We start from the raw sequence: 24,491 nt of genomic DNA, 5'->3' as shown, positions 1-24,491 counted from the left end.
ACTCAGTTGGCCGTGTGCCCGAGTGGTTTAGGGATTCGCCTGCAAAGCGAAGCACACCGGTTCGATTCCGGTCACGGCCTCTGCCGGCGGCGCTGAGCCGCAACCTCAGGGGTGGCCCACCAATCGTGGGCCACCCCTAAGGCGCTACGGCACATCCGGGCGGCGGCCCGCCCGCTACGCCGCGTCAGCCGATGCTCGGCACCCCATCGGGGAGGCGAGTCGCGCTGTCACAGCCTTCCACCCGCTGCCCCAGGGCTCGTCTTGCATGAGACCTTCCCTGCCGCCTACTGCTGCCCCTGACCGTAGTTGTCCTTCACCTTCTCGGACGCGGTGGTGGCCATGCTCTTTGCCTGGACATCGCTGACGCCCCCACGATCGCGTCGCCGCCCCGTCAAGCCACACGGACTGCGTCACCCGAGACGGACGCCCCTCCGCGCCGCCCGCCACCGGCCTGCGGAACTGATCACCCGGACGTGGGGTGACCAGTGCGTCCGGCCCTCGTTGCCCAGAATCCCGCCTCAACTCAAGGCAGTTGGCCTGCGCGGGGATGCGAGTACACACACGGGGAGGACATCAGCATCATGGCCATCGGACCTGCCCAGGGGCAGCAGAACCTCGCTTCGTCACCGGCGCGGAAGCGCGCCGCGGCCCGGGCGATCGAGAACCACATCGAACCCGACACACGCCGGTCGGGCGAGTGGGCGGACGAGGACACGGGGGCCGCCGTCCGGGCGTTCGACGCGAAGGACGGGCATGGCTGGATCACGTCATCGGCCCTGAAGAAAGCGCACAAGACCTGGGGCGATCAAGTGAAGTCCCTTATGAACAGGCTGAGTTCGGAGAAGGTGTCGCTGCGCGCCACCACGACCCTCCTCCAGGGAACGGACTTCGGCGTAGGGGCGCAGGTCCGGACGACGTCATCGCTCGACCGCTACTGATCGCCGTACGACCCGCCCCCGACCGACGCACGAGGACCCGCCCCATGCCCACGTACCACGAGATCATGACCACCGACCTCGCCACACTCACCGCCGCGGCCGACCGCTGGGACGGTATGGCGAAGGAATTCGGAAAACGGGAGACGGACTACAAGCGGGACGTGCATGGCATCACGCCCGGCCCACCGACCCCCGGGACCTGGACCGGCCTGAGCGCCGACGCGGCCGGCCAGCGCTTCGACGTAACGCTCCACGAATTCCAGCACGCCCAGACGGAAGCAAAGGCGATCGCCTCGCTCCTCCGGGACGCTCACGCGCAGTTCGCCACGTTGCGCGGCCACCTCAAGTCCGAGCGCGAGGCGGCCGTCGAGGCCGGCATAAGGGTCTCGGATCGCGGCGTGGTGGCATACGACGAGGAACGCGCGGCCGCGAGTGGGTCGGGCTCGGCGATGCACGACCCCGGCAGCAGGGCCGAGGTGCACAGAGCGGTCGAGTCCTGGCAGGGGCGGATCGACAAGGCGGTGCGCGCCGTGGGGGATGCGGACACAGGCGTCGAGATCGCGCTCGGCGCCGCCGTCTTCGACTCCGACCTCACCGACGGTACGGGCAACGGCTTCAACCCCCATGCCAAGGGCGACGGCGACATCGAACAGTATGAGGCGGACGTGGCAAAGGAATCCGCCCGCAAACTCGCCAACGGCGAACGGCTCACGCCACACCAACTGGCCGAACTCCAACGCTCGTTCCGCGACAACAGCCATGATCCGGGATTCAGCCGCACCGTCCTGGACGGCCTGGGCCCGAGCGGCACGATTCGCCTGACCAACAACCTCGGCGACCTCGCCCATGTGACCGACCCCCGGCACGCGGCCGACTACGACTCCATTCAGGCCGGCCTCGCCAACTCCCTCGCGACGGCCACCAAGAACCCCCACTCCAAGTGGTACAAGGACTGGCGGACGGAAATGCGGAAGGCGGGCGTCGCGCGCTACGAGACCGATTTCCAGGCAGCCAGGCTGGACAAGGTCCGGGGATACCAGTCGCTGGTCACGCTCATGCAGCACGGTGACGGATACGGGCGGGACTTCCTGGAGGACCTCGGCGACGACATGATCAAGGCCGAGAAGAAGACCCCCGACAAGTGGGACCTGAAGGGCGAGTACAGCGGGAAACGGGGCGGCTGGTTCGCCAACGACCCGGTGGACGGCGTACTCGGTCTCATGAGCCACGAGCCGGCCACGGCGGCGCACTACCTCAATGACGACGACCGCATGAAGTACCTGATGCACGACCGCGACTGGAAGATCACCCAGCACACGGAGGAGACGCCGAAGGCGACGGTCTACACCCCGTCCCTGGACACGGACACCCACGCGGGCTTCGCGGCGGCGCTCCAGGCCGGGGCAACGGGCCTGGACCCGTCGGACCCGAACGCGAAGTACGTGGACCACTCCGCCGACAACAACAAGGTGTTCAAGTCGTCCCTGAAGTACCTGGCGGCCGAGGGGGACAAGTTCCCGGCGTCACTGCGGGAGCCGATGGCAAAGATCCTGGTCAATCACGGGGATACGGTGCATGCGGCGGCGAGCAGAATCGAAATGAGGGGGGCTATTATCCCTCAGGATCAGCTCTACGAAGTGGTGAAGCAGGTTTCCAAGGATCAAGGCTCGTATGCAGCGCTCAACAGCGGGATCAATCACGCCATGGTCGCCGATATTCATGACCCTGACCAGAAGTGCCCGATGGACTCATTGACTCATGCAGGACGAACCGTAGGGTTCCTCGAACAGGCGAGAATCGCCGCCGCAGGAGACCCCGAGGTTGCCGAGTTCAAGAACAAGTGGGTCGTCGATCAAGCCATCGGATACCTCCCCGTCGGTAGCGACGAAGTGCAGGCAGGCGTCGACTATGTGACAGATAAGTGGCTGGCTGACGAACAGAGGAAGCTGGACGATAAGGCCGCAGACGCTAATCTCGCCAAATACAGCAACCGAAACGATCAGCTGATGGCCCTGGCAGAGGAGTGGCGCAAGGTACATCGCACCGACGGCAGGTCGCCATACGATCCGCAGGACGTGGTTGACCAGGCTGCAGACACGGGAGCCCTACGCGCCCAGGGCGTTTCCAAGGAGGCCACCCAGTGAGCCGACGCAACAAGCTGGTCGGAGCATCTTCCCTAACAGTCTTCACCCTGCTCTGCTTACCCGCCTGCAGTGCGCGGAACATCGACATTCCACGGCAGATTTGCGACACGCCTGTCACTCAAGGCCTCACAGCTCCTCTGCTCAAATCCACAGGGACATTCAGCGAGTGGCACACTGCCGGCTGGGGCGAGAAAGGAAGGTCAGTATGCATCGTCTCTGTCGATAGATCCGAAGCACTCCGACTCAGGTTTTCCTGGCACACAGACAGCATCGACCCCATGAAGTACTCATCCCTCGATAACTCCGCCACCGGGCTGTGGGAGCCGAGGCGTATTCATCACTTGGCCGAATCAGCCACGCTCGGAGACAACGGGTCGATCGCCACTACTCGATGCAAGGGCAGCGGGAAATGGAACTTCACCCTCGCCCTCAAGGTCACTCGCGACAATGAGGTTGTTCACCAGAGAACGGCCATCGAAAAATTCATGCGCGCCTACATGCCCGCCACCATGAAAGCCGTGGGCTGTACCCACCCCTGACGAGCGAGCGCATGCGACGCGTCATCCCCCGGCCGTAAGAATGACGCCCCCACCCACAACAATCACCGCGAACGCGACGAACACGGCCACAAACAGCAGCAGCTTCCCGGCGGAGGGTCCCGGCTCGTAGGAGCGCGCCTCGGGCCCGTCCGCCGGCCCCTGGCTACCCGGGGGCTCACCTGTCGTCGTCACGGCTGCCGTCCTCTCTCCGCGAAGTTCGCACTACCAAAGTACGACCCCGCCGAGACCCGCGGTCAGCGACCCCGCCCGAGTCGGCGCGCCAGGCAGCCCCTCAGTCGCGAAGTGAACCTCCCCGCACAGAGCGAACCCAACGATCGGTCGCACAGGGCCCCGTGTCAGATACGGGGCCCCATCGACCACTCCTGCCACCCCCGTGACGCGGCAGTGCCGCCACACCATAGGCCTGGACCACTGCAATTCCATCGTGCAGCCACGGGATGATCACCGGGCTTCCGCAAACGGAATGAGGGCCGCCCAACCACGGGGGGAAGTCGGGCGGCCCTCTTACTCAAGAGTAAGTTACCCGGAGCAGACGCAGGTACACAGACGGCCGAAGTTTGCTCGATCTGCACGCTCGACGCGCGACCGTCACACAACAGTCTCCGCTGGTCACGGCCATGAATGAGTCGTGCGGGCGGCCCCACGAGGCCGAGCCCGTTCGGCTGGAGTCGATCGGTGCACCCGCCCCCGCGCCAGAGCCGCCCCCGCCTACGCACCCGGCCGCCCCGCTCCCCTCACCCCGGCAGCACACCCACCCCCCGCCCCGGAAGCAGACCTAACCCCCAGCCCCCTCCCCACCGAACACTCCACCCCGCGCCGCCCGGTACGCCGCCTCGACGCTCGTGCGGACGAGCCGTTCGTCGATGGCGCCCCGCATGATGAGGAGCCGGTAGTAGAAGGGCGCGCTCAGAGCGGCGATGACTTCGTACGCGTCGGTGTCAGGCGGGACCTCACCCCGGTCCACGGCACGGTGAACCAGCGCCGTCACGACTTCGGTGCGCGCGGTGAAGGCGCTGCGGACCATGTCCGCGACGTGAGGGTCGTACGCGGCGGCCGCCACCATCGCCTCGACGAGGTTGCGACTGCGGGGCAAGGCATGGAACCCGGCGATGGCCTCGGCCAGTTCGTACAGGTCCTGACGGAACTCACCGGAGTCCGGCGTGGCGATCGTCTTGCTGTGCTGGGCCATCAGATCGACGACAACGCCCTCGACGCCGCGCCAGCGTCGCCTGATCGTCGAAACGTGCACACCGGAGCGTGCCGCGAGCCTGTCCAGGGTGAGCTCACCGAACCCGACCTCGTCGAGTTCGTGCAGCGCGGCGGCGAGGACAGCCGCGCGAGTGCGGGCCGTGCGTCCGCCGGGGCGGGCCGAGCCGGGCTGTGGTCGCTCACTCATCGACGTCAATCTAGACGCCGAACCAGTGGGCACGAGATCTTCACGTGCGGTTCGGTTGATTCCTGCCGATTTCGCGTTGTGTTGCCGACCGGCTTCCGGATAACGTGAGCGGACCTTAATGCGCGGCAAGAAGCATTAGTGCGTCGCGCGAGGTGCACGGGGGACCGTGAGCCTCAGACCCGAACCAGGTCTGAGGCTCACACAACGGGGGATATCGTCACCGCTGCCGCGCCGGCCAACGCCGCGCGGCAGCGGTGACGCCACAACCGAGGCGGAGTGCCCTTCCATGCCGTGCGACCACGACACGCACCATCCGCCGGAAGATCGTGATGACCGCAGTCGGCCTTGTCGGCGCAGCGGCCCTGCAGACCACAAGCGCTGTGAAAGCCCACGCCGACTACACCGACGACATCACGTTCAAGATGGGCCGGACACGGCAACTGGGTGGCCGATCCACACGAGCCACGCTTAGGGGCGACTACCCGTGCGCCGACGACGACATGTCCGACGGCTGCTTCGTCAGGGGAATCCTCACCACGGGCCGCACAGTGAGCACGAACAGCAAGCCGTCAGCGAGCTCGGACTGCCAGGGCGAAAACCTCCCCGGAGCACGACTGCGGCCTAAAGGCCCGCCTGGAGAACCAATACGTACGCGCCTGCTCGACGAGTACTACGTCCGCTACTGACCGACCGCCGACGGCAGAGCCGGGAGGGCGAGCCCAAGCCCCAGCACTCTTGGATCAGCGGGAGGCGACAAACGCGGCCCAGGCGGCTGACACCACAGCGAAGTGGGGCCGCCCGGTGTCCTTGGAGTCGCGGACATGGATGGCCGTGGGCGTAGCAGCAACCTCGACACAGTCCTCGCCGTTACTGCTACTACTAAAGCTGCTCTTGAACCACGCCAGCCCGCAGTCACCGCTTCACGGTCGTAGGCAGCCACCTGGTCCAGCACCGCGAACTCTCCCTCACAGCAATCGGCTTGGCGGCCCATATCCAGTCGCTCCCCACGCGGAGCCAGCGCCACTATCAAGACGTTGGCGGCCCGCTTCCCGGAGGGCGAGGTCCGCATCACAGCGGCGTTACGCGAACTGAAAGCACACGGCTACCTGACGCGAACCCGAGAGCGTCTGGCATCAGGCCGAGTGATCACGCGCACGACGTCGTACAACAACCCATTGGCGGTGACTGGCAGTTCGGGGCCAAACCCCTCGCGGAAACCCCACACTCTGGCAACTCCCCCGCCCCCAAATCCGCCAATCATCCCCTCAACGCCCCCCCCGAGAACTCAGCGCCCTTCACCCCCTCCGACCCGGCCGCGTCACTCCTCGCAGACCTACGCCGCGACTCCCGCCTCCTGCTCGCAAATCGCGACGTACACCGCCTGGCGCCCGTGGTAAGGGCGTGGCTGGACCGAGGCATAACCCCGGAGGTGATCCGCCGAACCCTGACACCGGCAGCCCTTCTGTCCCACCGCCTGACGGAACTACTCCCTCCAACCCTGCCCGCACGCGCACCGACGGCCTGCCCCACCCCCAACCCGCCCGGCCCCACTCCAGAGCTGCAACGGCTGCGACCGAGCGTTCCGCTCCCCCGAGTCGGCTTGCTGCCCTGCATGCCAGGCCTCCAGACAAGAGGCCGCCTAGCATGAAACGCATGGCTCCTGCCCCGGCCAGCACCGACGAGAGGCGAGTGACATGACCATCGCCCCGGACGACAAGCGCACGGTCAGCCACACCTACCGGGTGATGCGGGAGTACGTGCAGTCGATGGACGACACGCTTCCGGGCAAGTTCGAGACCACAAAGGAAGGAATCGTCCACGACATGATGTCGCCGGCCAAGCCTCACGAGCTGACCGTGCTGCGCATCCGAAGACGCTTGGAGAGGGCGCTGCCTGAGGACCTGGTGGCCCACACCGGGACCCCGGACGTAGAGAACCAGTCGGAGGGAATCACGCGCCACCCTGACGTCATGGTGATCGCCTAGGCCGACATGGAGAGCGAGGACGTATTCGATACGCGCACTCTGCTGGCTGCCATCGAGGTCGTCTCACACTCCAACCCGGACAATGACTGGGCAAAATGAGGGACTACCCGCTCTTGGGCATCCCCGTCTACATGATCTTCGAGCCTCGGACGGGCACCGGCGCCGTGATGACAGACATCCACTCCACCCCCGATGGCCCGCGTCACGCGACCCGCAAGGACTTCGTCTACGACGAGGACGTCACCACCGCCGACTGGACGATCCCCACAAACGACCTGCCGCGCTATGCATGAATCCGACGGGGGCACACGCGCATCGGCCCGTCTGGTTCATCCCAGATCGGCCGCGAGCTCACCACGCACTCGCTGCACACTCGATTGGACATGGAGTCGACGGCCGGGGTTCTCTGCTGTGGTCCAAAAAAGTCCACGCCTCCGGATCGACAAGCGCGAAAGCTACTGAACTTGATCGGGTGATGTCGGGCCGTTCTCTGGACGGCGTGGGGGTGGCTTCGGTAGTCCTGCGGCGGTGAGATACGCGCAGGGTGGTGGCTTGACCGACGTCGAGAGAGCCGCGCGGGAGCGTGTTCGGCACGAAGCCGTGGCTCGGTTCGAGGGCGGGGAGGGGAACCGGGATATCGCTGCCGCGTTGCGGGTCTCAAAGCGGTCGGTAGAACGCTGGCGACGCCAGTGGCGCGAGGAAGGCCTGGCCGGGGTGGCATCCAAGGGATCACCTGGTCGGCCCCGACTGTCTGATGTGCAAATGGCCAGGCTGGAGCGGGCGTTGGCGTGCGACCCTCTGGCGCACGGGTGGGCCGATCAGCGGTGGACCCTGGCCAGGGTGAAGACACTGATCGGTCGACTGTTCCATGTGTCCTACACGGTCGAGGGCACCTGGCGGCTGCTGAAGCGTCACGGCTGGAGCTGGCAGCAACCAGCCCGGCGTGCGATCGAGCGTGACGACGATGCGGTCGAGCTGTGGAAGCGAGAGGTGTGGGCGCGGGTAAGAGCACCGCGGCGGCGAACAGTGGCTGGGTGGTCTTCGAGGATGAAGCCGGCCAGTCGATGACGCCGCCGCGTGCCAGGACCTGGGGCCGTAAGGGCAGTACTCCGGTCGTTCGTGTGCGCGGACGGGGCTCGGGCCGCGTGTCGATGGCGGGCATGACCTGCTACAAGCCTGGTGAGCGGTCGCGTCTGATCTACGCGATCCGCGAGTACCGGGGCCGCAAGGACCAACCGAAGGGCTTCGGCTGGAAGGACTACCGCGACCTGGTCCTCCGCGCCCGTACACAGCTCGGCGGGCCCATCGTGCTGGTGTGGGACAACCTGCGCATGCACCTGGTCGCGCCGCTGCGGGAGTTCTTCGAGGCCAACGCCGACTGGCTCACCGTGTTCCAGTTGCCGACGTACGCCCCGGACCTCAACCCACAGGAGGGCATCTGGTCGCTCGTCAAGCGCGACGTCGGCAACCTGGCCGCCGCCGACCTCGGCCAGGTCACCCGCGCCGTGAAGCGCAAGCTCAAGATGCTCCAGCACCGGCCGGAGGTCATCGACGGCTGCCTGGCGGGCACGGGCCTGACCCTGTCGGCGTGATCGTCAGAAGAAGCCGAAGAAGCGAGCCCACCAGGTGGGCCGCTGAACATGCGAGGGCAGTCGACTCGGCCCGTCGTAGTCGCACTCCAGCAGTTCCTCGGCAACCACTACATAGCCGAGCCCAACCAACGCCCGGTTGACCTTGGCAAGGTCAGCGCCGTCCAACTCGCCCTCGGCGTGAGCTTCCTCCGTTCCGAGGAAGGCGCCCGGGTTGTCCGCGCAGACAAGCGCCAGCGAGCCGAACTTGCTCACGCAGACGACGATCCGGGTTCCGCATACGGTCGCCTCAGCCGGAACGACGACGCGTCCGTACTCGCTGGAGTCCTGGGTGTCCTGCTCATCCGTGCAGCGAGCTGCGAAGTCGCCTTCGAGTCGGGTCAGTAGACCACCGAAGCGGGCTGCGGTCTCGCCACGGTCGTAGTGCTGCGGCCACTCCAACCACTCCGGATCATCAAGCTCGCGCAGCAACGCCAGCAGAACTGCTTCGCTCTCGACCATGCGCTCATCTTGCCGAGCCAGCCACAGGTGGAGCGGCTCGGGGTACCACCACGCTCCCCGTCCCCGACATCACCCATTCAAGTTCAGTAGCAGGACGAAGGGGATCTCCCACTCCTTCCCTTTCGGCTTCCCGATAAGTCTGACGGCAAACAGCCATGCCATTATTTGAGCTAAACTCGGGGGGACGTTCGCGAGCGCGAAGTCATTTCAACTCGACCTGTAGGGAGGAAGCTCCTGGGGAAATTCCAGCGGCTTCTGGCATTCACCAACCTTGTATGCGTGCTCTGTGAGCTGGTACGCGAAGTCGGTCAGGGCCTGACGCAGCGCCGCGCCCTTGACCCTGCTCTTACCGATCACCCTTGCCTCGGCGATCATGGCATAAGACTGGTTCGCGTCGGACGCATTGACGCCACGCGGGACACATGGGACGTAAACGGAGGCAGTGCCGGAAAGCGAAAGGGCCTCTACATCACCGACGGATACACGGCTGACTTCTGCGTCAATCTTGCCCTTGTAGTAGTCGACCCAATTCTTCAAGGACGCGTCTTCGACCCTCACCTCTCCGGAGACAATCGAGTTTCCACTCGTGTCAACCTTGCACCCGAGGAAGAAATTCTCCCCGGTCCCCGTCACTCCAGCATTGTCACCCGCCGATCGGGCATCCGGCAGTACACGGGCAGCTGCCTCCCGCTTGATGGCACCGTCGCACACCTTGGCAGGAAGCCGGTCGAGCCCCTTGGTGAATATCTGCTGGTACCCGAACAAGCCACCACCAGCCAGAACACAGATGACCACCGCGCCAATGGTGAGCTCTTTTGCACTCTTCTTCACAACGAACCCATTCTCGACTTCATCTATGCGCTCGGCCGCTTTTTCACGTCTTCCAGCATCCTGTCGCTGTCATCCCATCCTCGGTTGACCTCTTGGCTTACGAAGTTGTCTGTTGCATCCTTCGGCATGTCAACATGATGCTGCTTGAGGGCGTCGGCGACCGCCCACTGAGTTTGCTGGCTGACGGAATCCTGCGTTTTGTTAAGCTCCTGTCCCGATTCGTACAGGGCCCCGTCCAACGCACCTTCCATCTCTCGACCGTCAAAGATGCGGTCCACAGACATGCTGGCAACGCCGCCGAAGAATCCTCCTCCTGCTGCGCCAGCCAAAGCTCCGGAGGCTGTGGCTGGAACCAAAGCGACCGACCCGATTCCAACCCCGGCAGAGAGAACCGACTTGAAGAACTCACCCTGCCGCTTGTTGGCGTCATTCGCTTCCTTCTCTGCGTCGACAGACGCGGAGATATCTGCGTCCGCGACAGAATGTCCGACGATACCCTCGATCACACCAGCGTTATGGGAAATGTTCTGAATCACTTGATGCGAACTGCCGTCAAAAATCGAGGGATCCGCGAGGTGCGCGTCGAGCAAGCTACTCGTATAAATGCTCTCACCGTAACGAATGGCAGCCCTCCCATCGTCATCCGTGGACACCTCTGACAGAAACCGGGTCACGTCCGTCCGGTCCAATCCAGCAGGGGCTTCACTGCCCGTCAGGAAGATCGCTCCGGATCCGCGCCCGGCCAACGACTGGCTGATCTCGGGCATGTAGGAGGCTGCCATGTGCCCAAAACTCTCGCCCATCCCCTTGGACACCAGTTCCCCTCCCCCATCGGGCTGAGCAACCGCGTGGATCACGTTCTGCATAATCTGCACCTGCGTCTTACTGTGCGGCATCGCCCCGTGCTGGGTGTCACCGTGTGCAACCCCCGTGACCGCTGCTTCTAGTGCATGCCCCAACGAGGGGCCGCGATCCGTGTACTTACTGCTCTCGAGCAAGTGGTTGAGATCGGACTTCGATTCAAACGCGTTAACAGCGGCCTCGGGGTTATGTGAGGCCGCATCAAAGAACCCCTCAAGCGGATCGCGTCCGTCACCCTTCCCGAAGACGAGGTCTACACTTTCGTAACCCTTCTCCCAGATGTCGTTGGTACCCATTCCCGGCAACCCGTTAGGCGCCCTATCGGCCTTGATCAGCTTTTCGCGGTAGGAGTCGAGGAATTCAGTGTCGTACTCCCCTTGACGCATCAGGCTGCTGATCACTTGAAATCCAAGTGCCCCAACCGGCTTATTGGGGTTCGACGGGTCGGCCCTGAAGCTGGTGTTGGTCTCTTTGAGCACGTTACCCTTCCACTCCTTCATGCCGTCTGAGTCCGAGAACGATGCGGTGGCCAGAGTCATACCCAGGTTCTTCTGCATGCTCTTCATCTGATCGAGCTCCGCACCCCTGGCACCCGCGTGCAGATCCGTCATGTCGGTCCAGAACTGCAGGGTTCCCTTAGCGCCGAGCCGAGTCGCGAAACGCTCCGAGAACAACGGGTCGTCGTGGTACTTCTTCAAGTACCCATTGAACTCAGCGATGTCGTCGAGTGACATGTCCTTCGGATGCTTGGCCATCTTGGCCATCTTTTCGGCATCCTTAAGCGCCTGGGCAGCCTGATCCCTATCGGGGTAACTGGCGTCCGAGAAGCCATATTTGACCGCGTCAACGATTGCCTTGAGGACTTCCTTGGCCGACTTGTCGGACTGCGTGGCCTTGCCGAGGATGCCAGCAATCTCGTCCCGGAAGTCGTTCACGTCCTGCTGGCTGTGGTGAGGCACCTCTGTGCCTTGGGCGGCGCGGTCGGGGTGGATGTTCATCTCCACACGGAAGGTACCGCCGCCAGTATCTGTCACCGTGAGGTTCTTGTTCACTCCACGATGGATGGCATCCTTGAGCTGCTCCGAGTAACCCTTTAGCTCGCCATAGGTGTCATTGAGGATCTTCGCGATGGTGTCTGCCTGTGTGTGAGCATCCGCGAACTCCGCTGCCGTCTTCCCGATGAACTCGCGCGTCACTCCAGCATTTACGCCGGCCCAACGAGCTTTGATGGCCTTCTTCTTAAGGTCCTGCTCAGCATCGTCCCTGAGGTCCTTGAGCTTTTTGACCATCTCCTCCCAATCGGTGACAGCCTCACCGAATTTGGAGAAGTTAGCGAATCGCAGAGCGTCGAGATCCATCAGTGCCCCACCCTGTCGTCGAATCCCTTGTCCAACTGGGAGATGCTGCTGATCGTGCCCCCGATGTACACCTCGTCCTTCGCGTGCGCACCCTTGGTGTAGTCCAGATGGTTGGAGATGTGCGCGCATGCATCGAGAAGGGACTGCACCTGGTCCACCCAGCGCTCGGCCACGTGATCGAGACCCTCGCCCACCTCGAAGCCCTCCGACTTCAAGCCTCCCGCGGCAGCCATGGATGCGATGCGGGCGTGATCGCCATAGTGATCGAGCCCTCCGTACAGGCGATATGCCGCGTCCCCGACCGCGGCCAGATCCGTCTGGTTTACGCGCAGGTCGCCCTGCTCGTTCCCGGACCCACCGCCGCCCGGGTCCGCCAATTGGTTCAACTGCATCCCCGTCGCGCGCTTCTCGACCGCTTGGGCCTTCAGCTGCTCCCACTCTTCCCACGCCATGCGAGAACCCTCCCCCGTGCATACGTTATTGGTTCGAGCGCACCATCCACGAACCTAGCAATACACTCTGCTCGCTTGCAAGAGCTATTCCTCATTTCGAGTTCGCACGGAAATGTACGCCGGTATTCAAAGGCCATTCGGCGCGCAGGAAGTGAACTATCCCCTGCTTGTCAGCCATTGCCTGACTGGCCTGGCCCTTGCGGTCCGTTGTACGGCGAGTTCGATCCATAGTTCGTGGGGGTAACCGGAGGCTGGCTCGTGTACGGCCGTCCCGCATATGGCGACGGGGACTGAGGGAACTGCGGTGCCAGGGGTGTGGGGAGTACGCGGCGACGGCTGCGAGCAACTGGGATAGCGATTGCTGCGGCTATAAGTGCGGCAGTTCCGACACCCACACCGATCCAGAGCGGGGTATTGCTCCCGTCACCTCTGGAAGCGACGGCAACCGGAGCGGCGGAGCCACTGTCATCAGGGGCCTGCGCACCCTTGGAGGGCTTGGCCGAGGGCGACTTGGACGCTGCTACGGGGTAGTCGGGGAGCGGGTACTTTTCGGCCGGGCCGGGGTCGCCGGGGGCTTTCAGTGCGATGCGGGGGCGGACAATTCCATAGCCGATGCCGTCGTTGCGCTTCGCGCCATCCGTCGGTCCTCCGATGGTGTTGAGCATGACCCGGAGCACCTGATTGTTGGTCCAGTTCGGATGCTTGGACCAGATCAGGGCGGCACTGGCGGAGGCCAGAGCCGTGGCGTCACTCGTGCCGTGGCTCCTGCAGAGCCCGGTCGCACTGGTTTTACTCCCGCAGGCATGGATCATGTCATCGCCTGGAGCGGACATATCCACTTGGGCCCCGTGAGTGGATTCGGCTGTCATGGCGAGGTCCTTGCCGACAGCACTCACACCTACCACCCCAGGGGTGGCAGCGGGATACTCCACTGTATTTCCGTCCTTACCGTCGTTACCGGTGGCCGCAAAAATCAGTGAGCCCTTCTTCAACGCATAATCCACTGCACTCGTGAGCTGGTCAGACCCGGACAAGACGCCCTGGGAAATGTTGATGACCTTGGCGTCATGGTCCGCCGCGTAGCGGATTGCCCGGGGAGCCACCTTGTTGAACAGCGCGGCGGATTGGTACTGGTTTCCCAGCTTTCCGCCGTCCGGGATCCGGATAGGAAGGATCTTGGCTCCAGGCGCCAAGCCGAACGATCCCTGTCCGCCGCCGTGTGCTCCGGTCGCGGCAATCAGGCCCGCCATACCTGTGCCGTGCCCTTCATAGTCGGTGTGCTCATCTCCAGATTCCTTGGGCGCCAGGTCCAAACCGCCCAACACCCGCCCCCGCAGATCGGCGTTGCCCGGGTCGACACCCGTGTCAATCACCGCGACTTTGACGCCCTCGCCCTTACTCACACGCCACATACCCTCTGCCTTCATGACAGTGAGGTACCACTGCTGCTGGCGTGTCGATTCCGCGAGGGCGGGCGTAGCTGCGGCACCCACCAACAGCAGACCGAGGGCGGCCGACGTAACGGCTCGGCGGCCGTACCGACTTCTGTTGGTGGGCATGCGACTACCTCTCGCTGTTCTTCTCTGCGTTGTCGATGACCGGAGGCACGCTGCCACGGTCGTCGGGCTGCCGGGTCTCTTCGTCCTCGACGAGGTAGTCGGGGCGCTCGCCCTTACCGCCCCTACCTCTGTCGTGACGTCCACTGGGGAGGGCTCCTTGAAGAGGCGTGCCGTTGCGGCCGACCTGGCTCGTGCCATGACTCGTCTCGGACGGAGTCCCAGCTGAGGCGCCGGCCTGGCCTCGTACCAAACCTGAGCCGCCTGAGCTGAAGGAACTCGAGTTGGCTCGGCCTTGCTGTTGCGGGCGGCCGCCGATGATGCCGCCATTCTGGCCCGTCGCTCCAGAGACTCGACGGCCCAGGGAAGCGCCGCGCGACCCCCCATTGTTGCCCCCGACCGTCGGCTTGGCGCCGCCCGGTCCCTGCCCCGGAGTGGCCCGACCTCCTGTTGTGCCCTCGCTGCCCATCACTCGACCGCGAGGAATTCCCGTGGTGGGCTTACTCGTTGCGGCCTGGGGGCGGCCACCCGCCACGCCGTTGCTGGTCGGCAAGCGACCCGGGGTTCCGGGAGTGCCCGCCCGGCCCGTAGCGTTCTGTCCGGGCAGCATCGGCCCACGCGCGCCCGGGAGCGTCGGGCGACCCGTGCCATTGGTCGCGGGCGGGGTTCCGGTCCGAGACGTTCCTCCAGTGGAGCTCTGCGGCGCGGTGCCACGAGCGGTGAAGTTCGGTCCGGTACCCCGGCCGTTGAAGAGGCCTCGCCCCCCGCCGTAGGCCGGAGGTGTTCCCACGACAGGAAGGGTGCCGGTAGGGCCCGGCACGTTCGGTCCAGCCTGCACAGGGCCCGTCGTCGTCGGGTGGGTGGGCGAGACCTCGGGCAGTGTCCCGACGGAGTCGATCCCCATCTGCGTGGGGGGCTCATCGATGCTCGGCGCAGCGCGCTCCGGAGTGTCCGAACCCCGGTGCAGTGGGCCCAAATCCGAGGCGGGCGTAGTGTGTCCGGTCGCCCTCGCCGCGCTGCCGACGACATCGGTTCCGGAGGAGGCCTGAGACGCCTCTCCGCCGTATCCCGCCCCGGTGGCTGCGTTACGGCTGGTGTCCTTCGGGACGAACGCCTTAGGAGGCGGCGGGAACTTCGGCCTGGGCAAGCTGTCCATCTGCGTAGAGGACAGCGAATACGCCTGCCCCAGCTTCCGCATCTCGCCGGCGGCTTCCTGCCGGACCTTCTCCTTGTTCGCCGCGATCGCCGCCAGCTCGCTCGACGACTTGCTCGCGACCGCCGCGGCGTCCGGGTCGTTGTGTGCCGCGGTTGCCGCGTCGAGGTTCGCCTTGGCGCTGGCCTTGTCGCGCGGGATGGAGGCCTGGGCAGTACCGATGGCCTCCGAGGCACGGGCCAGCCACTTGGACGAATCCTGACTGAAATCACCCAGCGACAAGGTCGCGTTGGCCAGGTCGCCGGACCAGGTGCGGAACGCCTCGGCGCCCTCGCCCTTCCACTTCACCCACTGAGGGCGAACCTTCAGGTCCTCGGCGATCGAATGAATCTCCTTGGCCGCCGCCTTGAGTCTCTCAGCAGCGGCCTGAATAGATCCTGAGTTCGCTTGATCGAGCCACTCCAGCATCGCTTCGTGACTCATGCCGTCGAACGGGTCTCGTGCCATCAGGCCGCTCCGCCCTTGTACTCGTCCTTGTCGGCAGGCGCGGACTTGGACGACGCGGCGTCCTTGGCGTCCTCCGTGCCGATCTCATCCATCTTCGGCCCCTCGCCGTGGTGCCACAGCCGGGACTTCTCCGGGTCGTACTCGCCCCCGTAGTGGTCCTTCGTCTCCGCGCTGATCGCCGCCATCCGGTCACGGATATCGACGTCGATGTTGGCGTACCCCTTGTGCGAGGCGAGCACCGCAATGCCCATGCCCTCTATGGAGTCGGACAGGACCTTCGACAGGTTCTCCAGCTCCGTGAGCACCGTCTGGTACGAGGTGAACAGGCCATCTGCCGCCCCCCAGCCGGCTGCGCCGCCCCCGAACTGGTGGCGAGTGAGCGGCTCCTGGCCGATCTTCTTCGGGCCCGCGTCGGAGCCCTTCAGGTCCTTGATCAGTTCATCGACCCGCTGCTGGAACTTGGTGAACGACTCCAGCTCGGTGACGATGTCCCCCACCGCCGCCTGCGCAGCCCCCACCGCTCCGAGTATGCCGAAGGACGCCCACGGCGAGCCGCCGCCGCTGCCGCCACCGCCGTTGTCCGCTGCCTCTGCCATCGCGTCCTCCCCGTTCCCCGCGTCCCCGTATGCCGTACAGACCGCTCGTCGAGCGGCGCCGGGCGGCGTCGGCCGGACCGCTCGTCCCGTCGCGTCGCCCGCCGAAGGTCCATCGGCCGGCGCCCTCGTCTACGAAGTCTCGACAACAACTCTAGCCATGCGCACTGTCAGTTCACACGCCGCCCGTTGCAGAGACCATCCTCATCGCGTCACACAACGACACGACACGTCACAAGTCGCAACGGGCAGGCAGGGCTTGGGGGTTCACTCCGTTGATGTCGCCGTCTCCGGGGGTGTCGTTGACGTGGTCACCACCGCAGCCAGGCCAGGCCAGGGAAGATCAGTCCGTCGACACCATCGCCGGCGCCGCCGTGTTCGTCACCACCGCCGCCTGCGGCCGGATCGGGAGGCGGTTGACCGGGCGGCCCGTGGCTGCGCGGACCGCCGAGGCGATCGCCGCCGGGGAGGCGACCACGGGGACCGCGCTCGCCGCCTTCGCTCCGAAGGGGGCCACCACGTCCCGTTCCTCGACCAGTTTCACGATGCGGATGTCGGGGGCGTCCAGGGACGTCGGGAGCGCGTAACCCGTGAAGTCGGGGTGGCGGACCAGGCCCCTGGGGGTGCGGAGGTTCTCCGTGAGGGCCGCGCCCACGCCCTGCGTGACACCCGCTTCGATCCGGGCCGTCAGCTGGGCCGGGTTCAACACCCTGCCTACGTCCTGTGCCACCGCGAGTTCCACGACCCGTACGGAGCCGAGTTCGATGTCCACGTCCACCACCGCGCGGATCGCGCAGAACGCGAGGCCCACGAAGGCGTCGCCCTGGCCGTCGGCGTCGAGGGGTTCGGTGGGGTGCGGGCGGCACTGGGCCGTGGCCCACAGTTCCTTGCCGTCCATGGCCTCGGTGACCGTCGTCGACAGGACTCCGTCGTACGACGTGATCTTGCCGTCGGCGATCTGGAGCAGCTCCGTGGACATGCCGAACTTGTGCGCCAGGGGCTGGAGGAGCTGGGTGCGCACCATTTTCGCGGCGCGTTCGACCGCTCCGCCGGAGACCCAGGTGTGGCGGCCGCGGCAGCCGGGGCCGGCCGGCGGCTGGTCCGTGTCGACCGGGGCGACCTGGACCTCGTCGATGCCGAGGGTGTCCTGGACGATCTGGCGGGCGAGCGTGGTGAAGCCCTGGCCGGTTTCGACCGCCGCGCAGATGACCGTGGCCACGCCGTCGTGGACCTTCACCGTCGCCGTCGACACCTCGTCGGTGCCTTCCGCGCCGAGCATGTGCACCATGCCGATGCCGTAGCCGACACCGCGGCGCACCGCACCCGGTTCGCCCGCACCCTCGGGGCCGCCGGGCAGCAGCCACTCGTCCTCGGGGGTGTCCCTGGGGAGCTCCGGGAGCGGGAAGTCCCGTACGGCGCCCAGCAGTTCGGCGACCGGTGCCGGGCACGTCACCGTCTGTCCCGTCGGGAGTACGTCGCCCGTCGCCATGACGTTGCGCAGGCGCAGTTCCGCCGGGTCGATGCCGAGTTTCTTCGCCAGCTTGTCCATCTGCGCCTCGTACGCGGCGCAGACCTGGAGAGCGCCCTCTCCGCGCACGTGGCCGGAGGGCGGGTTGTTGGTGCGTACCGCCCAGCCCTCGATGAAGGCGTTCGGGACGACGTACGGGCCGCAGGCGAAGGAGACCGCGGCGGCGAGCGCCTCCGCGGACGTGTCGGCGTACGCGCCCGCGTCGAGGAGGATCTGCGCCTCGACCTTGACCAGCTTGCCCTCGGCGTCCGCGTGGTGGCGGTAGCGCAGGAGGGTGGGGTGGCGGTGGGCGTGCCCGAGGAAGGACTCCTCGCGCGTAGCGGTGAGTTTGACCGGGCAGCCGGTCTTCAACGCGAGCAGTCCGAGCGGGAGTTGGAAGCTCTGGTCCTCGCGGTCTCCGGTCGCGCCGGGGACGCCCGTGACGACGACCTTCACGCGCTCGGGTTCGAGGCCGTAGCGGGCGGCGGCGAGGTCGCGGTCGCCGTGCGGGTCCGTGGAGGCGATGTAGAGCTCCACTCCCCCGTCGGGCCGCGGGACGGCGAGGCCGGCCTCGGCGCCGATGGGGGCAGGGTCCTGGCGGCCGATGCGGTACTGGCCCTCGACAACGATTTCGCCGACCGCGTCCTGGTCGCCGTGGCGCAGGGGGATGTGCCGGATCAGGTTGCCGTCGGGGTGCAGGGATTCGGCGGCGAAGGACTGCTCGGGATCGGTGACCGGTTCGAGCACGTCGTACTCGACGATGACGGCCGCGGCCGCCATGCGCGCGGTGTCCGGGTGGTCGGCGGCGACGGCCGCGATGGCCTCGCCGTGGTGGCGTACGACGTCGGAGGCGAACACCGGGCGGTCCGCGGCGCGGTGGCCGGGCAGGGGCGCTCCGGGGACGTCCTCGTGCGTGATGACGGCCCGTACACCGGGCATCTCGCGCGCGTGGGTGGTGTCGATGGAGCGGATGCGCGCGTGCGGGTGCGGGGAGCGCAGGACGGCCGCCCACAGCAGGCCCTCGGCCCACAGGTCGGCCGCGTACGGGAAGGTGCCCTCCGTCTTGGCGCGCGCCTCGGCGGGCGCCAGGGAGACCCCGAGCCCGTGCGGCAGCGGCTCGGCCACGGGGGCCGTGGGCGCGGTGGCTCCTGCTTCGTCACTCACGCCAGGCCTCCGTCCTGAATACCTTCGGTCGCGCTGGGTCCCGCCTGGTGCGGGATGCGGGCCTCGCCCGCGGTGTCACCCGCGGAGGCGGTCGAGCCCGTCGAGCCCGTCGGGTCCGTCGCGGTGGACGCACCCGTCGCCGTCGCCTCGCGTTCGGTGACGACCTGCTGTACGGCGTCCAGGATCCCGCGGTAGCCGGAGCAGCGGCACAGGTTGCCGCACAGCGCCTGCCGGGTCTCCAGCTCGGTGGGGGCCGGGTTGCCCTCGAGGAGGTCGTGCACGGTCATCGCCATGCCGGGCACGCAGAACCCGCACTGGACGGCGCAGCGGCCGGCGAGGGCGCGCTGCACGTCGGAGGGCTGCCCGTCGGCGGCCAGGCCCTCCACGGTGCGTACTTCGCTGCCGGCCGCGGTGGCGCCGGGCACGAGACAGGAGGCTACGAGGCGCCCGTCGACCTGCACGTTGCAGGCGCCGCACTCGCCCTGCGAGCAGCCGTCCTTGGCCCCGGCGAGGCCGAGGCGCTCGCGCAGGACGTAGAGCAGGGACTCGCCGATCCAGGCGCCGGTGACGGGGCGGTCGGTGCCGTTGACCCGCAGGACGTAGGAGGCGAGGGGATGGTCGTCGTGGAGAGGGACGGCCACGGCATCGGGGTCGGGCTCGTCGGAAGCAGCGTCCTCGGGAGCGAGGGCTCCGGCGACCTCGGGGGTCTCGGGGCCCTCGTCGGCCTCAGGAGCCTCCAGGGGCTCATGGGCCTCAGAAGCCTCGATGGCCGGCACCCGCGCCGGCTCCTCCGCCGCCTCGGCGGCGGCGTCCGCGAACGCGTGGGCCTCGTCGGCCACGGTCCCGACCCGCTCGGAATCGCCATGTATGTCGTGTTCGTCGTGCACGTCGCGCACGCCATGCCCGTCGCGCACGTCGTCGGCGCCCCCCTGCACCGACTCCGGCACCGGCTCCGGCACCGGCTCCGGTACCGGCTCGCGCTCCGGGGCGAGCTCAGGCTCAAGCTCCTGCGAAGGCGCCGGCTCCCGTGCCCACTCCTCCGCCGCCCAGGGCGCAACCGCGCCGCCCGGCAGCGTCGCCGGAGGCGTCCGGCCCCACTGCGCGGCGAGGGACGACGTGGTGAACTCGCCCGACTCGTCCGGAAGATCCCCTTCGGCGATGACCGGAATCGACCACTGCCCGGTCTGGCCCGACTGGCCCGTCGGTTCGGCCCCCGCATGGTCGTGCGCGGGCGGCCCCTGCTGCTCGACGTCCGCGAAGTTCCACTGCCCGGTCACCCCGGCCCCGTGGCCGTACGAAGGCGCCGCCTCCGGAGCGGACCGGCCGGACTGGTCGGCATAGTCGGCATGTTCGGCCGGTTCGGGCCAGTGCACCTCACCCGTAGCCGCCCCCGTGGGAGCCGCCTGCGCGCCCGTCACGTCGGGCGGCAGCACCCACACGCCCGTCGCCGCCGGGTCCGTGGCCGCGGGGCCGCCGGGCGCGATGGTGATCTGCGGCGGCACGTAACCGTGTCCCGGCGCGGCCAGCGGCACGTCGGGCAGGCCGCCCTCGGGGAGCTGCACGAAGGCGGTGGCGTCCGCGTCGTAGTCGCCCTGGGGCAACGGCTCCCAGCCGCCGCCCTGGTGACCACCGTGGCCACCGTGGTTGTGCTCGTCAGTCACGACAGCGCCCTCCCAAGTGCACGTCGGGCCAGCGCGGCGACCGTGCGCCGCAGGTGCAGAACGGCGGGCGGCAGCTGTTCCTGGGTGCCGTCCGGCGCCGGAGCGGCGTCGGGGATGCAGGCCGCGGCGACGTACTCGCCGAACGCGGTCAGCGCCTCGGGCACGAGCATCCGCTCGCCGTCCCAGTCGATGAGCGAGGCCACCCACTGCTCGGCCTCCAGGGGCCGCAGCGGCATGGGCGCGACGGCGCCGACAGCGCACCGCACGCCGCGCCTCGCGGGGTCGAGGACGAGCGCGACGGACGCGAGGGCGCGTCCGGGGCCGGTGCGGCCGGTGGCCTTGAGGAAGGTCTGCGGGGCGTGCAGGAGCGGCACGCGTACGAAGCCGATGAGCTCGCCGGGGCTGAGCATCTCCATGCCCGCGAGCAGGTGGGAGACGGGGACCTCGCGCCGCGCGCCGCCGGGGCCCGCGATGATGAGGGTCGCTTCGAGGGCGGCCAGGACCGGCAGGGTGTCGCCGGTCGCCGCGGCGGAGGCGATGTTGCCGCCGAGGGTGCCCGCGTTACGGATCTGGGGCGGTCCGGCGGCGCGGGCCGCGGCCGCGAGGGCGGGGATCAGGGCGGCGAAGTCGGGGCGTCCTATGCGGGCGTGGGTGAGGCCGGCGCCGAGCAGAGCGTGACCGTCCTGGTACTGCCAGCCGCGGATCTCGCTGATGCGGCCGAGGCCGACGAGGGCGGCGGGGCGCAGCAGTCCGGCGTTGACCGAGGCCATCAGATCGGTGCCGCCCGCGACCGGGACCGCGGCGGGCATGGCGGAGAGTGCTGCCACGGCCTCGTCCAGCGAGCCCGGGAGCGTCACGGCCTGCGTTGCGTGCGTGGTCAAACCGGCTGCCCCTTCCCGATGTCCGGCACTTCGCCCGGCGGCTTCGGCTTGTGAACCGTCGTTCGCGCCGTTACGCCTGTTCCGCCGTACGGTACGTGCTGACAGGCCGGACGTGGCAACTCTGGCACATCTTCCCGGGGGCCCGGCGAGGGGGTCCGCTAGGAGGCTTTCGCCCCGAGGACCAGGGAGATGGATCGATTTCGCCCCTGGTCACCGGTCGGTGCGCATTGCCACTCTTCGGTGATTTTTGTAAGGCTTTTTCGTGCGGTCCCACGGTCCCAGGGCCGGAGCCCCGGGGCACGCGTACGGCGGGCGTCTCACACGTTCGGGGGCGCCCCCTCGATCGGGCGTCCGAGCACACCCGGTCGCTGCTGCCACGGAAGGGGGCCTGTGGGCGGGCGGTAGCCGACGCCGAGGGCGTCAAGGCGGGCGTAGTGGGCGGTCATGCGGCGCCGGAAGTCCGCGTAGTCGCGCTCGGCGGATGCGGGCAGGGTGCTCCAGGCGACCTCGGCGAAGGCGGCCAGGCGCGGGAACACCTGGTAGTCGACGCGGTCCTGGCTCTCCATCACCTCGGTCCACACGTTGGCCTGGGTACCGAGGACGTGCCGCGCCTCCTCGTCGGTGAGCTGCGGGGGGACGGGCTCGAAGCGGTAGACGTCCTCCAGCGTGCGGACGTATCCGATGGGCATCGGCTCGTCGTCGCCCGGTGCCTGACGGTGGTCCAGGTACACCTGCTGCTCGGGGCACATGACGACGTCGTGTCCGGCGCGGGCCGCGGTGATGCCGCCCTGGTAGCCGCGCCAGGACGACACGGCGGCGCCGGGCGCGAGGCCGCCCTCCAGGATCTCGTCCCAGCCGATCAGGCGGCGGCCGCGTTCGGTGAACCAGGTGTCGAAATGCCGGATGAACCAGGACTGGAGCTCGTCCTCGTCCTTCAGGCCGAGTTCGGCGATCCGGGCCTGCGCGGTGGGCGACTGCTTCCACTGGTCCTTGGGGCACTCGTCGCCGCCGATGTGAATGAACGGCGAGACGTCGGCGGGGAAGAGGCCGAGAAGTTCCTCGAATACGCCCTCGTAGAAGCGCAGCGTGTGGTCGGTCGGCGCGAGTACGTTCGGGGTTACTCCCCAGTTGTCCCAGACGGTGAGGGAGGCGGTGTCGACGACGTCCGTGTTGCCGAGTTCCGGATAGGCCGCGATGGCCGCCTGGGAGTGGCCGGGGACATCGATCTCGGGGACGACGCGGATATGCCGTTCGGCGGCGTACGCGACGATCTCGCGGATGTCGTCCTGCGTGTAGAAGCCGCCGTGCGGACGGTCGTCCCACAGAGGTGAGGCGCGGTGGCCGAATTTCGTGCGTGCGCGCCAGGCTCCGTGCTCCGTCAGCCTGGGGTGGCGCTTGATCTCGACGCGCCATCCCTGGTCGTCGGTGAGGTGGAAGTGGAAGACGTTCAGTTTGTGCGCGGCGAGCAGGTCGAGATAGCGCAGGACGCCGTCCTTGGGCATGAAGTGGCGTGCCACGTCGAGCATCAGGCCGCGCCAGGCGAAGCGGGGGGCGTCCTCGACGATGCCGGTGGGGACGGTCCACTTGCGGCCCGGATCGACGGGCGCGCGCCGGAACGCGTCGGGCCCGAGGAGCTGACGGAACGTCTGGGCTCCCCAGAAGACGCCGGCCGCGCTGCCGCCCTCGATACGGACCGCCCGCCGGTCGACGGTCATCCGGTAGGCCTCCGGGCCGAGTTCCGGGTCGATGCGCAGCTCCGTACGGGATTCACCGTCGCGCAGGTCAACGCCGGTGTCGGCGTCGTTCAGGGCGAGGCCGGTCGCCGCTCCGACGGTCGAGCGCAGCCAGCGGGCGACGCCCTCGGTGCCCGCGCCGGCGTCGATCGTGGTGGCGTCGCCGAGTTCGTGGAGGCCGTCGGCGGGCGCCGTCCGGCGGGGTACGGGAATGAGATCTGCCGAAGTCACTGACATCAGTCCTTAACCGCGCCGCCGAGCCCGGACACCAGGCGCCGCTGTACGAGTACGAAGAAGACCAGTACCGGAATGGTCATTACCGTCGACGCCGCCATGATGCCGCCCCAGTCGTTCTCGTCGGGTTTGAAGAAGACGAGCAGAGCCATGGGCAGGGTCGACTGCGAGGTGTCGCTGATGATGAACGACTTCGCGAACAGGAAGTCGTTCCAGGTGGAGATGAACGAGAACACACTGGTCGCCACGAGGCCGGGCAGGACCAGCGGGAAAAGGATCTGCCAGAGGAACCTGGTGCGGCTCGCGCCGTCGATGTACGCCGCCTCCTCAAGCGCTTCAGGGACGGCCCGCACAAAGCCCCGGAGCATCCACACCGCGAACGGCAGCGAGAACGCCAGGTGCGGCAGGATCAGTGAGCCCAGCGTGTTGAGCTGCCCGAAATCCCGCATGAGGAAGAAGAGCGGAATGGTGAGTGCCTCGACGGGCACCATCTGCGCCACCAGGAACATGATGAGAAGCGTCGTGCGGAACCTGAACCGGAACCGTGTCACCGCGGTCGCCGCGAGGAATGCGACGAGGGCGGAGAGCACGACGACGGTGCCCGCGACGATCAGGCTGTTGAGGAAGTACCGGCCGAATTCCTGCTGTTGGAAGACGCGCCGGAAGGAGTCGAGCGAGGGCGCGAGCGTCCAGGGCCTCGGCTCGGTCGACTCGATCTCGCCGGCCGGCTTGAAGGCGCCGAGCACCATCCAGTAGAGGGGGAAGGCGACGACGAGGGCGATCAGGAGAGCGGACGCCTCGGCGGCGAGCCGCCACGGCCGCCGCACCCGGACCCGTACCCGTACCCGTGCGGAGCTCACAGCGCGTACGGGACTCGCGGCACGTAC

18 protein-coding genes, 1 tRNA gene and 1 pseudogene are annotated in these 24,491 nt (G+C 67.3%); 6 read left to right on the top strand and 14 right to left on the bottom strand.

The window, feature by feature from the left end:
• Positions 1-8 precede the first annotated feature (8 nt).
• The 4 genes from ACZ67T_RS24755 (at position 9) to ACZ67T_RS24740 (ending at position 3,621) form a co-directional block, all read left to right on the top strand.
• Positions 9-80: transfer RNA gene (locus ACZ67T_RS24755), tRNA-Cys, on the top strand.
• Between the two features lie 501 nt (positions 81-581).
• Positions 582-938 (top strand): hypothetical protein, encoded by a 357-nt coding sequence (locus ACZ67T_RS24750; protein WP_469986941.1) that lies wholly within the window; start codon positions 582-584, stop codon positions 936-938.
• Between the two features lie 65 nt (positions 939-1,003).
• Entirely contained in the window at positions 1,004-3,082 is a 2,079-nt protein-coding gene (locus ACZ67T_RS24745; protein WP_469986940.1) for a hypothetical protein, read from the top strand.
• Positions 3,079-3,621: a hypothetical protein gene (locus tag ACZ67T_RS24740; protein WP_469986938.1), complete on the top strand. Its 543-nt coding sequence runs from the start codon at positions 3,079-3,081 to the stop codon at positions 3,619-3,621. The genes ACZ67T_RS24745 and ACZ67T_RS24740 overlap by 4 nt, the downstream gene beginning before the upstream one ends.
• A gap of 796 nt (positions 3,622-4,417) precedes the next feature.
• Here ACZ67T_RS24740 and ACZ67T_RS24735 read toward each other — a convergent pair.
• Positions 4,418-5,038: a TetR-like C-terminal domain-containing protein gene (locus ACZ67T_RS24735; RefSeq protein WP_469986936.1), complete on the bottom strand. Its 621-nt coding sequence runs from the start codon at positions 5,036-5,038 to the stop codon at positions 4,418-4,420.
• 740 nt (positions 5,039-5,778) lie between these two features.
• Positions 5,779-5,943 carry a DUF397 domain-containing protein gene (locus ACZ67T_RS24730; RefSeq protein WP_469987266.1) on the bottom strand — a complete coding sequence of 55 codons (165 nt, stop codon included), beginning with the start codon at positions 5,941-5,943 and terminating at the stop codon, positions 5,779-5,781.
• Positions 5,944-6,732: 789 nt separating this feature from the next.
• Here ACZ67T_RS24730 and ACZ67T_RS24725 point away from each other — a divergent pair.
• Positions 6,733-7,316: pseudogene (locus ACZ67T_RS24725) on the top strand (Uma2 family endonuclease).
• A gap of 235 nt (positions 7,317-7,551) precedes the next feature.
• Positions 7,552-8,615 (top strand): IS630 family transposase gene (locus ACZ67T_RS24720; protein WP_469986935.1). Its coding sequence is split into 2 segments (ribosomal slippage): positions 7,552-8,013 and positions 8,016-8,615, totalling 1,062 coding nucleotides; the frame shifts between segments, so codons are not numbered across the junction.
• Positions 8,616-8,618: 3 nt separating this feature from the next.
• Here ACZ67T_RS24720 and ACZ67T_RS24715 read toward each other — a convergent pair.
• The 12 genes from ACZ67T_RS24715 to ACZ67T_RS24660 form a co-directional block, all read right to left on the bottom strand.
• Positions 8,619-9,113: a hypothetical protein gene (locus ACZ67T_RS24715; RefSeq protein WP_469986933.1), complete on the bottom strand. Its 495-nt coding sequence runs from the start codon at positions 9,111-9,113 to the stop codon at positions 8,619-8,621.
• 207 nt (positions 9,114-9,320) lie between these two features.
• The gene (locus ACZ67T_RS24710) at positions 9,321-9,944 is read right to left on the bottom strand and encodes a hypothetical protein (protein ID WP_469986931.1); all 624 of its coding nucleotides are present in this window, start codon (positions 9,942-9,944) and stop codon (positions 9,321-9,323) included.
• Positions 9,945-9,967: 23 nt separating this feature from the next.
• Positions 9,968-12,163: a hypothetical protein gene (locus ACZ67T_RS24705; protein WP_469986929.1), complete on the bottom strand. Its 2,196-nt coding sequence runs from the start codon at positions 12,161-12,163 to the stop codon at positions 9,968-9,970.
• Entirely contained in the window at positions 12,163-12,615 is a 453-nt protein-coding gene (locus tag ACZ67T_RS24700) for a hypothetical protein (RefSeq protein ID WP_469986927.1), read from the bottom strand. The genes ACZ67T_RS24705 and ACZ67T_RS24700 overlap by 1 nt, the downstream gene beginning before the upstream one ends.
• A gap of 170 nt (positions 12,616-12,785) precedes the next feature.
• A complete protein-coding gene (gene mycP / locus ACZ67T_RS24695; RefSeq protein ID WP_469986925.1) occupies positions 12,786-14,174 on the bottom strand; it encodes a type VII secretion-associated serine protease mycosin in 1,389 nt (462 codons plus the stop codon).
• Positions 14,175-14,178: 4 nt separating this feature from the next.
• Positions 14,179-15,831 (bottom strand): translation initiation factor IF-2, encoded by a 1,653-nt coding sequence (locus tag ACZ67T_RS24690; RefSeq protein ID WP_469986923.1) that lies wholly within the window; start codon positions 15,829-15,831, stop codon positions 14,179-14,181.
• On the bottom strand, positions 15,831-16,427 hold the full coding sequence (locus tag ACZ67T_RS24685; protein ID WP_469986921.1) for a hypothetical protein: 597 nt from the start codon (positions 16,425-16,427) through the stop codon (positions 15,831-15,833). Before ACZ67T_RS24685 ends, ACZ67T_RS24690 begins: the two co-directional genes overlap by 1 nt.
• Positions 16,428-16,767: 340 nt before the next feature.
• Positions 16,768-19,095 (bottom strand): xanthine dehydrogenase family protein molybdopterin-binding subunit, encoded by a 2,328-nt coding sequence (locus ACZ67T_RS24680; protein ID WP_469986919.1) that lies wholly within the window; start codon positions 19,093-19,095, stop codon positions 16,768-16,770.
• Complete coding sequence (locus tag ACZ67T_RS24675) at positions 19,092-20,756, bottom strand: (2Fe-2S)-binding protein (RefSeq protein ID WP_469986917.1); 1,665 nt, start codon at positions 20,754-20,756, stop codon at positions 19,092-19,094. Before ACZ67T_RS24675 ends, ACZ67T_RS24680 begins: the two co-directional genes overlap by 4 nt.
• Entirely contained in the window at positions 20,753-21,637 is an 885-nt protein-coding gene (locus ACZ67T_RS24670; RefSeq protein WP_454399817.1) for an FAD binding domain-containing protein, read from the bottom strand. Before ACZ67T_RS24670 ends, ACZ67T_RS24675 begins: the two co-directional genes overlap by 4 nt.
• A 317-nt stretch (positions 21,638-21,954) precedes the next feature.
• The gene (locus tag ACZ67T_RS24665; protein WP_469986915.1) at positions 21,955-23,607 is read right to left on the bottom strand and encodes a beta-N-acetylhexosaminidase; all 1,653 of its coding nucleotides are present in this window, start codon (positions 23,605-23,607) and stop codon (positions 21,955-21,957) included.
• Positions 23,607-24,464: a carbohydrate ABC transporter permease gene (locus ACZ67T_RS24660; RefSeq protein WP_469986913.1), complete on the bottom strand. Its 858-nt coding sequence runs from the start codon at positions 24,462-24,464 to the stop codon at positions 23,607-23,609. The genes ACZ67T_RS24665 and ACZ67T_RS24660 overlap by 1 nt, the downstream gene beginning before the upstream one ends.
• Between the last annotated feature and the right edge of the window lie 27 nt (positions 24,465-24,491).

Source organism: Streptomyces sp. NPDC107517 (genome assembly GCF_055582645.1).
This window is presented reverse-complemented; position numbering and strand designations above follow the sequence as displayed.

Excerpts from the sequence above, each read along its gene's own strand:
- ACZ67T_RS24685 (WP_469986921.1), bottom strand. The coding sequence starts at position 16,427 with ATGGCAGAGGCAGCGGACAACGGCGGTGGCGGCAGCGGCGGCGGCTCG.
- ACZ67T_RS24735 (WP_469986936.1), bottom strand. The coding sequence starts at position 5,038 with ATGAGTGAGCGACCACAGCCCGGCTCGGCCCGCCCCGGCGGACGCACG.
- ACZ67T_RS24690 (WP_469986923.1), bottom strand. The coding sequence starts at position 15,831 with ATGGCACGAGACCCGTTCGACGGCATGAGTCACGAAGCGATGCTGGAG.
- ACZ67T_RS24700 (WP_469986927.1), bottom strand. The coding sequence starts at position 12,615 with ATGGCGTGGGAAGAGTGGGAGCAGCTGAAGGCCCAAGCGGTCGAGAAG.
- mycP (WP_469986925.1), bottom strand. The coding sequence starts at position 14,174 with ATGCCCACCAACAGAAGTCGGTACGGCCGCCGAGCCGTTACGTCGGCC.
- ACZ67T_RS24705 (WP_469986929.1), bottom strand. The coding sequence starts at position 12,163 with ATGGATCTCGACGCTCTGCGATTCGCTAACTTCTCCAAATTCGGTGAG.
- ACZ67T_RS24715 (WP_469986933.1), bottom strand. The coding sequence starts at position 9,113 with ATGGTCGAGAGCGAAGCAGTTCTGCTGGCGTTGCTGCGCGAGCTTGAT.
- ACZ67T_RS24665 (WP_469986915.1), bottom strand. The coding sequence starts at position 23,607 with ATGTCAGTGACTTCGGCAGATCTCATTCCCGTACCCCGCCGGACGGCG.
- ACZ67T_RS24745 (WP_469986940.1), top strand. The coding sequence starts at position 1,004 with ATGACCACCGACCTCGCCACACTCACCGCCGCGGCCGACCGCTGGGAC.
- ACZ67T_RS24750 (WP_469986941.1), top strand. The coding sequence starts at position 582 with ATGGCCATCGGACCTGCCCAGGGGCAGCAGAACCTCGCTTCGTCACCG.